We start from the raw sequence: 10,841 nt of genomic DNA on the forward strand, positions 1-10,841 counted from the left end.
TGTTAACGGGTAATGAATATGGAATGGTTGGAACAATTATTAGGAAAAGAGTGGAGTCTTGTACCGGCTGGTGGAGTAACGGGCGATGCATATATTGCGCAAAACGGACAACAGAAGTTATTTTTAAAGCGGAATACATCGCCCTTTTTAGCGGTATTGTCAGCAGAAGGAATTGTTCCAAAATTACTTTGGACAAGAAGGGTAACGAACGGTGATGTAATTTCTGCTCAAAAATGGCTTCCGGGACAGAAGTTAGAGCCAGAGGATATGAAACTAGAACGTGTTGCGAAACTTTTGAAGAAAATTCACTCCTCTAAAGCGCTTGTACAGATGATTCAAAGACTTGGGAAGCAACCGCTTCACGCACAAGAGTTATTACAACAACTGCAACTCGTTTTAAGAGGAGATATAAGGGATGATGAAACAATTCAGCAAGGCCTTCAATATTTAATGGATTCATTAAAAGCTATTGAATACAATGAATTCGTTGTATGCCATTGTGATGTAAACCATAACAACTGGATATTGTCGGATGAAGATGAGTTGTTTTTAATTGATTGGGATGGAGCTGTAATTGCTGACCCAGCTCTAGACCTTGGTATGTTATTATATTGGTACATTCCGCGCCAGGAGTGGAGTGAGTGGCTCTGTTTTTATGATATTGAAATGGATGAATCGCTGCTTAGGCGCATGAGATGGTATGTGATAGCACAAACGATTTTGTCTATTCAATGGCATACAACAAAAAAACAGCAAGCAGAAGCTGAATATTGGCATCAATATTTACAGCAACTACTTGCTTCAGAATAATACTTAAGAAAAATTGTCCATTCCAGCAATCCACTGAGTAAGTTGTTCTTGATTATTGGAAATATGGTTGTCCAAATTAGAGGAAGATTTACCCGATTGACTATAAGAATATACATCGTTTAGCATTGTTTTAGCGTCACTACTTATATTATCGTTTGCGAGTAACGATTGAATGAGGCGCTCTAATTGCTCGCATTCTGAAACTGTCCCGCAGCAATCACTTTGGTGGTTGACTAAAATATCTTTCAGCACTTCTAATTGATGTTGTTGATTAATTGGCATGAACGGATCATCCTTTCGATTGTTTTTCTCTTCAAATGTAAGAGAAAAAGCTGTTTCGTCATGGAATGTTTAATGCTGTATGTAGTTTTTATCAAAATGGTACATCTTATACTTGAAAGAAACGGACCGAGTGCTCGTACGTACTTGGTTTTTTGTTTGGTAGATTGATTAAAAAAAGAAAGAAGGAATTATTCCTTTAAAATAGTTTTGTAAAGAGAGGGAGACATCTATGCGTTTAAGACATAAACCATATGCAATGGATCGAATTAACGAGTATTCACATATCGTAATCGGAAACCCAGAGGAGCGCGCTGGTAACTGGAAAGAAGTATTTGGAAATGAACAACCAATTCATATTGAAGTAGGTACAGGTCGTGGCCGCTTTATGTATGATATGGCAAAAGCGAATCCACATATTAATTATATTGGAATTGAAAAATTCACAAGTGTTGTTGTAGATGCACTTGATAAATTAATTGAAGAAGAAGTGCCGAACTTAAAGTTAATTAATAAAGATGCTGAAGATTTAACAGTTTTCTTTGCAAAAGGTGAGATTGATCGCGTTTATTTAAACTTCTCAGATCCATGGCCAAAGAAGCGTCATACGAAGCGTCGTTTAACGTATAAAACGTTTTTACGCAATTATGAAGAAGTGTTAGTAGAAGGCGGAGAAATTCATTTCAAAACAGATAACCAAGGTTTATTTGAATATTCTCTTATGAGTATGGTATGTTACTAACTTACTTAAGCTTAGATCTTCATAACAGCGACTTTGAAGGTAACATCATGACTGAATACGAAGAGAAATTCTCTAGTAAAGGTCATCGTATTTACCGAGTTGAAGCAAAATATCGTACAGAGCCTATGCAGTAATGCATAGGTTTTTTTATATCTAAAATAATCAGAATTTTATGTTAAGATTAATTGAAAGGGGGATGTGTAATGGAACAGTTACAAATTGGAGATATAAAAGTAACGTGGTTAAAAGGCGGAAATACACATTTAGATGGAGGGGCAATGTTTGGTGTTGTGCCGAAAGTACTTTGGTCACGTAAATATAAACATAATGACACAAATCATATTTACTTACGAACAGATCCGTTACTTTTACAAACGAAAGATGGAAATATGCTCATTGATTCAGGAATAGGAAACGGTAAGTTGGATGAGAAGATGAAACGAAATCAAGGTGTAACAGAAGAATCATCGGTTTATGAATCGTTAGAAAAACAGGGATTAAAGCCAGAAGATATTCAATATGTTTTAATGACACACCTTCATTTTGATCATGCATCTGGCCTAACAAAATGGGATGGGGATCACCTTGTACCAGCGTTTCCAAATGCGAAAGTTTACGTAAGTGAAACAGAGTGGAATGAAATGAGGAACCCAAATATTAGATCCCGTAATACATATTGGAAGGAAAATTGGGAACCGATTGTAGATCAAGTTGTTACGTTCCAGCAAGAAATAGAAATTACAGATGAAATTAAGATGGCGCATACGGGTGGTCATAGTGATGGACATGCAGTTATCGCTTTGGAGAGTCAAGGGGAAACGATGCTACATTTAGCAGATCTCTTGCCGACGCACGCGCATCAAAATGTATTATGGGTAATGGCATACGATGATTATCCGATGACCTCGATTGAAAATAAACAAAAGTGGATGAAGTATGGTGCTGACAAAGAGGCGTGGTTTACGTTTTATCATGATGCATATTATCGTGCTGTGAAGTGGAATGAGGAAGGGCATATCGTAGAAAAAATAGAACGGAAAACGAGTATAGAAGCATAAAAATAGGAGGTTGTTCCATTATATTTATTGGAGCAGCTTCTTTTTTATTATAGAATTTTGCCGGTAAGTCGATATATTTAAAAAATCGCTGATATAATTTTAATCAATACCCGCAATTTCAAAAAAATAAGAGGTTCACCTAATGGGAACCCTCCGTTTTATGCTGCTATAACCTCTAAAACAGTACCTGTTTTAGCATCAACTAAAAATTCAAATCGTTCTTGTATATCATCTAACATTGTTGTAAGACCGCCGCGATAAACTTCATATGCGACATCATATTTTTCAAATGTCTCTGGAACCATATGTACCCAAGAGCCAGTAATTTCACCTTTATGACTTAATGCTTGTTTCACCATTTTCAATGCTTTTTCTGAAGAAATATGGGATTGTTCTTGTACTTTGTTTGCAACGAGATAACCAGCTGCGAACCCAACGCCAAGACCTGCTACTAAACCTTTCCAGCTCATATATTCACCTCAATTCTATAAAATAAAAATAGTGTACCAATAATAATTATAAAGCAAATACAGCTAAAAAAGAAGAAACTAGAAACATTTCGAAAATTTCGTTACAATAAAAGAGGTATTCTACTAAGGTTTGAAAGAAGGGGACTTCGTGAATAAAGAGACATTGCAATTATTTCGTACGTTAACAGAATTACAAGGTGCATCAGGTTTTGAACATGATGTACGCCGTTTTATGAAACAAGAATTAAGCAAATATGCGGATGAAATTGTACAAGACGGTTTAGGTAGCGTATTTGGTCTGAAAAAAGGGGACGAAACTGGCCCGCGTGTTCTTGTAGCAGGTCATATGGATGAAGTAGGTTTCATGGTTACGCAAATTACGAAAAACGGAATGCTTCGTTTTCAAACGTTAGGCGGCTGGTGGAGCCAAGTTTTATTAGCGCAGCGTGTACAAGTTATGACGAAGAATGGTCCTGTTATTGGGGTTGTTGGTTCTATTCCTCCTCATTTATTAAGTGACGCGCAACGTGCAAAACCGATGGATATAAAAAATATGTTAATTGATATAGGTGCAGATAGTTATGAAGATGCGATTGAAATTGGTGTAAAACCAGGACAACAAATCGTGCCGATTTGCCCATTCACACCGATGGCAAATGAGAAGAAAATTATGGCGAAAGCTTGGGACAACCGTTACGGATGTGGTCTTGCAATCGAATTGTTAAAAGAATTAAAAGATGAAACATTACCAAATACATTATATTCTGGTGCTACTGTACAAGAAGAAGTAGGTCTTCGCGGAGCGCAAACCGCTGCAAATATGATTCAACCAGACATTTTCTATGCGCTTGATGCAAGTCCAGCAAACGATGCATCTGGTGACAAAACGCAGTTCGGTCAATTAGGAAAAGGTGCCCTTCTTCGTATTTACGATCGCACGATGGTAACACATAGAGGAATGCGCGAATTCATTTTAGATACAGCAGAAACAAACAACATTCCGTACCAATACTTTATTTCACAAGGTGGTACAGATGCGGGCCGTGTACATACAAGTAACTCTGGTATCCCATCAGCAGTAATTGGTGTTTGTGCACGCTACATTCATACACATGCTTCAATTTTACATGTTGATGATTATGCAGCGGCGAAAGAATTAATTACGAAGCTTGTAAGAACAACAGATAAAACGACGTTAGAGACAATTAAGAATAACGCGTAGAGAAGAAGGGCGAAAAACCCTTCTTTTTTTAGGTTGAAGAGATGACCCAGCGATGAGTGGTGGCGGTTAGTGCCTAATGGGTGCTCGAATGATGTATTAAGACCGCGGATAGGAAGAAAGAAGAAGCCTGTTTTTGTGTTTAGGACCAGTAATATTGTAGAAAGCGACCTTCTTTTATGGGGAGAAGGAATTCCCTGGTGGTGTGTGGTAGTGGTTGGTACTTAATTTGTGCCGAAGCGGATATTAGAATAGAATGATGAATTTTTATAGAGGTGAACGAAATGAAGGTAGTAGTTGGATCGAAGAATAAAACGAAGGTTGGCGCTGTGGAGAAGGTTTGGAAAGATGCTGAAATTACATCTCTTTCTGTTCCTTCAGGAGTAGCAAATCAGCCGTTTTCAGATGAAGAGACGATGCAAGGAGCGATTAATAGAGCAAAGCGAGCGCTAGAGGAAGGAGGAGCTCAAATTGGTATTGGGCTAGAAGGCGGCGTAATGAAAACGGAGTACGGTTTATTTATGTGTAATTGGGGCGCGCTAGCAACAAGTGATGGTAAAATATTTGTTGCCGGCGGGGCACGTATTACATTACCGGATGATTTTTTAGCACCTCTTGAAGAGGGCAAGGAGTTAAGTGAAGTGATGGAAGAGTTTGTACATAGAAAAGATATTCGTAGTCACGAAGGTGCAATCGGTATTTTTACAGATGATTATGTTGATCGCACGGAATTATTTGTACACGTTGTTAAGTTACTTGTTGGGCAATATAAGTATGACAAAAAGCAAGCATAAACCTTGCACCATGCGTGATGTATGGTAGTATAAAAGAAAGATTATAACATGAAAACATGCACTCGTTAGAGGAGGAAATATAGATGAAGTCATTAGAAAGCATGGAGCAATTCCAACAATTAAAAAATGAAGAGAATGTAGTCTTTATGTTCTCAGCAGAATGGTGCCCAGACTGCCGTTTTGTAGACCCATTTATGCCAGAAGTAGAAGAGAAATATAGTGATTTCTCATTTTACTATGTAGATCGTGATGAGTTTATTGATCTATGTGTAAAATTAGACGTATTTGGCATTCCGAGCTTTGTAGCGTACAATAAGGGTGAAGAAACTGGTCGCTATGTAAACAAAGATCGTAAAACACAAGAACAAATCGAAGAGTTTATTGAAGGTTTAAAATAAGGCAATTTGCCAATTGAATTGTAAAACAACCTCTACCTTCGCGGGGGAGGTTATTTTTTTGGAAGGGAGGAAAAAGAGATGAAGATGACAAGTAAAAAGATGAAAGACGAGTTAATGAAGAAATTATCTCGCCCAGAATGGGACTTTCAGTATGATAGCGAGAAAGAAGTTCTACGTATTGAACAGAAAGACTCTAAAAAAGGTATTAACGTATCGCTTCCAGGAGTTGTGGCAAAATGGGAAGTGAATAAAGAAAAAGCAATTGAAGAGGTTGCTTATTATGTACAAGAAGCGCTAATTGCGATGCATAAAGAAGAAAATAGCGGAGCGAAAATTTTACCTGTTATTCGCTCTACTTCTTTCCCGAAACAAGCAGAAGAAGGAAATCCGTTTATTATGACGGATCATACGGCGGAAACACGTATTTACTATGCGTTAGATTCGAATAAAACGTATCGACTAATCGATGAGCGTCTGTTACAAAAATTAGAACTTACAGAACAGCAAGTACGTGAAATGGCATTATTCAATGCTCGTTCATTAGGTTATGAATTTAAACAAGACACAGTAGCGGGTAATACATTCTACTTTTTAAACACAAATGATGGATATGACGCGACGCGTATTTTAAACGAATCGTTACTACAATCGATGCGTGAAAAGATTTCTGGTGACATGGTTGTTGCTGTTCCTCACCAAGATGTATTAATTATTGCTGATATCGTTAACGAAATCGGTTATGATATTATTGCACAAATGACAATGAAATTTTTTGCCGAAGGGCATGTTCCGATTACATCACTTTCATTCGTATATGAAGATGGAGACTTTGAACCAATCTTTATTTTAGCGAAGAATCGGAAGAAGACAGATGGAAAAGAGAAAGGATGAACGAAGTGAACGTTTTTTACAACCTTGAAGGAATTGGTGACACTTTAATTGTTGCCTTACAAGATATTACTTTAGAGAACCGTACTTTTGATCGCAAAGGAGATGTTGCTCGCGTTTATGATCGTGAAAGCAACGTAACGGGAGGATTCAACATCTTTAATGCATCTTCTTATTTAGAAGTAACAGAAACAGGTAACCTTACATTAACGAAAGAGCTTGTTGAGAAAATCAACGAAATTTTAGCGAAGAACGGCTTTGAAGAAACAGTAGAAGCAGATCTTTCTCCGAAATTTGTTGTAGGTTATGTAGCTGAAAAAGAAAAGCATCCAAATGCTGATAAGTTAAACATCTGTAAAGTAGAAATCGGTACAGAAACATTACAAATCGTATGTGGCGCACCAAACGTTGATGCAGGACAAAAAGTTGTCGTTGCAAAAATCGGTGCTGTAATGCCAAGTGGTATGTTAATCAAACCAGCTGAGCTTCGCGGTGTTCCTTCTTCTGGAATGATCTGCTCTGCACGTGAATTAGAGCTTCCAGACGCTCCACAAGAAAAAGGTATTCTTGTATTAGAAGATAGTTTTGAAGTTGGACAAGAATTTAAATTTTAATTGATATAAGAAAAGAGAGGTTGTCCTTTTGGGCAGCCTCTCTTTTTTGTCATTTTTGTTGGTAAGTCGAAATTTCGTGTTGAATCGTTAATATATTGAGAGTTGTGATAGATATACTCAAAAAATCGTAAATATGATAAAGGTGTCACCTTTTGTCTTAAAATCTATATTGTATTTTATAAACAAACTAGTTAAAATTTAGAAAAATAGAAGGGGATAGACGTATGAAACAACAACCAAAAATCGCAGAACTTCTAAAACGAATTGAAACTTCAAAACAGCAAGATGTTGAGCTAGGTACTTATGAAATATATGTGTTTAGTGAAAGTGAATTAGAAAAAGGACAAATCGGTTACCGATATGATAAACATAAAAAGTCATTAATAAGTGAAGAAAACGGAAAGTGGCAAGAAGGATGGATTGTAATTGGATATGAAACGGATATGGGCGATCCAGTTTTCGTAAATATAGATGATGACGCTTATCCAGTTTATACTGCAGAACGTGGTACAGAAACATGGCAGCCAGTTTATATTGGAAATATGGATGAGATTATAGGGCAATTATAAGAAAAACTTTGAATCCGGTGCAAAGTGATGGGAGAGAAGTATGAAGTATATAAAAATAATGAGCATGATTGCATTCATTGGAATATATATGGCCGGTTGTTCACAAGAGCAGCCGAAAAAAGAAACTACATCTTCTATACAAGAGAAAAACAAAGATACCAAAGAAGACGCACCGGTAGAAAAGCAGCAAGAACAAGAAAAGAACGAAGAATCGCAAGTAGAACATAGGCAAGAGGAAGTATCAGCCGAGGAAAAGAAAGAAGAAACTACGCCAGTGCAGCCAATTGAGCAACCAGTGCAAAATAATGAACAAAAAGTAGAGAGTAATGAAAAGCAAGGAAAGTTTCTCGTCGTTATTGATCCAGGGCATCAACAAAAAGCGAATTTAAATTTAGAGCCGATTGGACCAGGGGCAACAACGCAAAAATATAAAGTGACAGACGGTACAACAGGTGTTGTGACGAAAAAGAGAGAGGCTGTACTGGTATTAGAAATGGCTTTTTTATTAAAAGAAAAGCTTGAAGAAAAAGGGATACAAGTGTTAATGACAAGAACGTCACAAGACGTTGATATAAGTAATAAAGAACGGGCGACATTCGCAAATAATCATAAGGCTAATTTATTTTTACGTCTTCATGCAGATGGTTCTGAAAATCCAAACCAAAGTGGATTTGCTGTATTGACGCCGGCAGAAGGAAGTCCGTATACGAAAGAGATTTATGCGGAAAGTCTTCAAATCTCTCAAACGATAGTAAATAAAATGAGAGAAAATCAGCAAGTGAAAGTAAATGGAATTAAATTTAGGGATGACCTTTCTGGATTCAATTGGTCCAAAGTACCTGGCGTACTATTAGAACTTGGGTTTATGTCAAACTATGAAGAAGACAAAAAATTATCTGACCCGCAGTATGTAAATTCTTTATTGCAAAGTGTAACGGATAGTGTAGATGCATATCGGAAGAGTAAAGCTTAAACGCAGTCTTACATGAAAGGCTGCGTTTTTCCATATGAAAACACTCGTAAATTAGAATATTGTGGATAAATATGACATGCTTAATTTTACCTGCACTTTTTGCCGAATGCTGATACAATAAAGGATGTTACTATTTAGTAGAAAGAGTGGTAAGCATGTTAGATTGGATGAAAAAGCTGTTTAACAAAGAGGAAGAACAAACAGCGATGAATAAAGAAGTACCAAAGCAAATTGAAAGTCAGCCGAAAATTCCTCGTGTAAACCACTACACTGAAGCAAGAGAAGCACAAATGGCAAGTAGGAATGCAGGTAAATGCCGTTTTCCTTTAGTACCGGATAATGGGTTCGATGAAGAGGATGAAAGCGAAGTAAATCGCTTTGAAGAACAACCTGTTCAAGGAGTAGCATATGAAGAACCGACTGCCCAAAGAGGAATAAAGGTGGAAAGAAGCAGACGACCGTATGTGGAAAAGGTTGTTTCTACATATGAAGAACCGGAAGTGCAATATGAACCGGTGCGGGAGTCTGTCGTTAAAAAGGCATCTGCACCTTCGCAAGAGAGTAACCGTAGACCATTTCGTCCAACAGAAATGATTTCGCCAATTTATGGATATAATCGTCCTTCAGTAGAGAAAAAGGTTGAAAAGCAGGAGGAAGTAAAAGAAAGAGAAGATCTTGAAATATCTGTAGAGGGAAAAGCAGTTGTTGATGCATGGTTAGAGAAAAAAGGATATAAATTATCTGATTTCTCAGAAGGGCAAGCAACGTCTTCTGCTCCAGGTGAAGTAGTTGAACAGAAAGGCCAACAGGGCAAAAAAGAAGAAAAATCAGTTGTTGATCAATGGCTAGAGAAAAACGGTTATGAAATTGAACGCCAAGTGCCTTTAGTAGAAGAAAAAGAAGTAATTAAAGAAATGAGTACACCGCAGGAAGTTTCAGCGGATGAATTACTCCATAAAACAGTAGCTGAGCAGATGGAAAGTGCTAAGCTAGAAAAAGATGTAGTGGTGTTAAACGAAAACAATCTACAAGAAGAATTAGTAGCTTCTAAAGTAGAGCACGAGGATACAATATTATCAGAAGAAATTAAACGTAATACAGAAATAAAACAACCTACTATTGAAGTAGAAAAGCAAGCTCCAGAAGAATCAGTGATTGTCAAAGCAGAAGAAAAACTTGAAGAAACAATCATTGTGGAAATACCAGAAGAGCTAGAAGAAGTAGAAGTAATTGCAGAAACAGAAGAATCAGAAGAAGTGGAAGTAATTGCAGAAGCAGAAGAGTCAGAAGAAGTAGAAGTAATTGCAGAAGCAGAAGAGTCAGAAGAAGTAGAAGTAATTACAGAAACAGAAGAGTCAGAAGAAGTAGAAGTAATTGTGGAAACGGAAGAGCTAGAAGAAGTGGAAGTAATTGCGGAAACAGAAGAATCAGAAGAAGTGGAAGTAATTGCAGAAACGGAAGAAGCAGAAGAAGTAGAAGTAATCGCAGAAGCAGAAGAGTCAGAAGAAGTGGAAGTAATTGCGGAAACAGAAGAGCTAGAAGAAGTAGAAGTGATCGCAGAAACAAAAGCGCCTGTAGTAGAGACATTTGTAGCACTTGAGGAAATTCAGCAAGAAGATGAAGTAATTGAACAAAACAGTGAATTCATACATGTAGCTGAGGCTGATGAACAGACAAAGAACGATGTTCAAAGCTTTGCGAATGTTTTAATTGCAGAAACAGAAGAAAATAAACAAGTTGTAGAAGAAGCACCGGTCGTAGAAGAGCAATCAGTTGAAGAAGAAGTGCCGGTCGCAGAAGAACAACCCGTTGTAAAAAAAGAAGAACCAAAACGTGAGAAAAAGCGTCATGTACCATTTAATGTTGTTATGTTGAAACAAGATAGAACACGATTAATGGAAAGACATGCAGCTAGAGCAAATGCAATGCAGCCTTCTGCTAATGTACGAGTAGAGAATAAGCCAGTACAACAAGAGGTAGCAGAACCACAAGTGGAAGAACAACCAATGAAGCAGGTGGTAGTAGAA

At 37.3% G+C, this 10,841-nt stretch carries 11 protein-coding genes and 2 pseudogenes; 11 read left to right on the forward strand and 2 right to left on the reverse strand.

Features of this window, described 5'->3' with window-relative positions; genetic code table 11:
- Nucleotides 1-12: 12 nt before the first annotated feature.
- Complete coding sequence (locus IBT51_RS23695) at nucleotides 13-810, forward strand: phosphotransferase family protein (RefSeq protein WP_200458595.1); 798 nt, start codon at nucleotides 13-15, stop codon at nucleotides 808-810.
- A gap of 3 nt (nucleotides 811-813) precedes the next feature.
- On the opposite strand, the gene IBT51_RS23700 is transcribed toward IBT51_RS23695, so the two are convergent.
- Complete coding sequence (locus IBT51_RS23700) at nucleotides 814-1,092, reverse strand: YtzH-like family protein (protein ID WP_001122235.1); 279 nt, start codon at nucleotides 1,090-1,092, stop codon at nucleotides 814-816.
- A 229-nt stretch (nucleotides 1,093-1,321) separates the two neighbouring features.
- Here IBT51_RS23700 and trmB point away from each other — a divergent pair.
- Nucleotides 1,322-1,965 (forward strand): annotated as a pseudogene (gene trmB / locus IBT51_RS23705) (tRNA (guanosine(46)-N7)-methyltransferase TrmB).
- 69 nt (nucleotides 1,966-2,034) lie between these two features.
- The gene (locus IBT51_RS23710) at nucleotides 2,035-2,889 is read left to right on the forward strand and encodes a YtnP family quorum-quenching lactonase (RefSeq protein WP_048656117.1); all 855 of its coding nucleotides are present in this window, start codon (nucleotides 2,035-2,037) and stop codon (nucleotides 2,887-2,889) included.
- A 158-nt stretch (nucleotides 2,890-3,047) separates the two neighbouring features.
- On the opposite strand, the gene IBT51_RS23715 is transcribed toward IBT51_RS23710, so the two are convergent.
- Nucleotides 3,048-3,359 carry a PepSY domain-containing protein gene (locus tag IBT51_RS23715; RefSeq protein WP_000118541.1) on the reverse strand — a complete coding sequence of 104 codons (312 nt, stop codon included), beginning with the start codon at nucleotides 3,357-3,359 and terminating at the stop codon, nucleotides 3,048-3,050.
- Between the two features lie 148 nt (nucleotides 3,360-3,507).
- Here IBT51_RS23715 and IBT51_RS23720 point away from each other — a divergent pair, with 148 nt between their 5' ends.
- From IBT51_RS23720 to IBT51_RS23755, 8 genes and pseudogenes are all read left to right on the forward strand, one after another.
- Nucleotides 3,508-4,581, forward strand: a complete 1,074-nt coding sequence (locus IBT51_RS23720; protein ID WP_001031517.1) for a M42 family metallopeptidase — start codon at nucleotides 3,508-3,510, stop codon at nucleotides 4,579-4,581.
- Between the two features lie 281 nt (nucleotides 4,582-4,862).
- Nucleotides 4,863-5,372 (forward strand): DUF84 family protein, encoded by a 510-nt coding sequence (locus IBT51_RS23725; protein WP_069356316.1) that lies wholly within the window; start codon nucleotides 4,863-4,865, stop codon nucleotides 5,370-5,372.
- Nucleotides 5,373-5,455: 83 nt separating this feature from the next.
- On the forward strand, nucleotides 5,456-5,770 hold the full coding sequence (locus tag IBT51_RS23730) for a thioredoxin family protein (RefSeq protein ID WP_000838193.1): 315 nt from the start codon (nucleotides 5,456-5,458) through the stop codon (nucleotides 5,768-5,770).
- Between the two features lie 78 nt (nucleotides 5,771-5,848).
- Nucleotides 5,849-6,661 (forward strand): DUF1444 domain-containing protein, encoded by an 813-nt coding sequence (locus IBT51_RS23735; RefSeq protein ID WP_000784605.1) that lies wholly within the window; start codon nucleotides 5,849-5,851, stop codon nucleotides 6,659-6,661.
- On the forward strand, nucleotides 6,658-7,272 hold the full coding sequence (gene ytpR, locus IBT51_RS23740) for a YtpR family tRNA-binding protein (protein ID WP_001006777.1): 615 nt from the start codon (nucleotides 6,658-6,660) through the stop codon (nucleotides 7,270-7,272). Before IBT51_RS23735 ends, ytpR begins: the two co-directional genes overlap by 4 nt.
- Nucleotides 7,273-7,496: 224 nt before the next feature.
- Nucleotides 7,497-7,841, forward strand: a complete 345-nt coding sequence (locus tag IBT51_RS23745; RefSeq protein ID WP_053563535.1) for a hypothetical protein — start codon at nucleotides 7,497-7,499, stop codon at nucleotides 7,839-7,841.
- Nucleotides 7,842-7,881: 40 nt separating this feature from the next.
- Nucleotides 7,882-8,814: an N-acetylmuramoyl-L-alanine amidase gene (locus IBT51_RS23750; RefSeq protein WP_053563536.1), complete on the forward strand. Its 933-nt coding sequence runs from the start codon at nucleotides 7,882-7,884 to the stop codon at nucleotides 8,812-8,814.
- Nucleotides 8,815-8,969: 155 nt separating this feature from the next.
- Nucleotides 8,970-10,841, forward strand: a pseudogene (locus IBT51_RS23755) (DNA translocase FtsK); the annotation flags it as partial.

Origin of the sequence: Bacillus sp. S71, from assembly GCF_016625265.1 — a bacterium.
Classification (GTDB): domain Bacteria; phylum Bacillota; class Bacilli; order Bacillales; family Bacillaceae_G; genus Bacillus_A; species Bacillus_A cereus.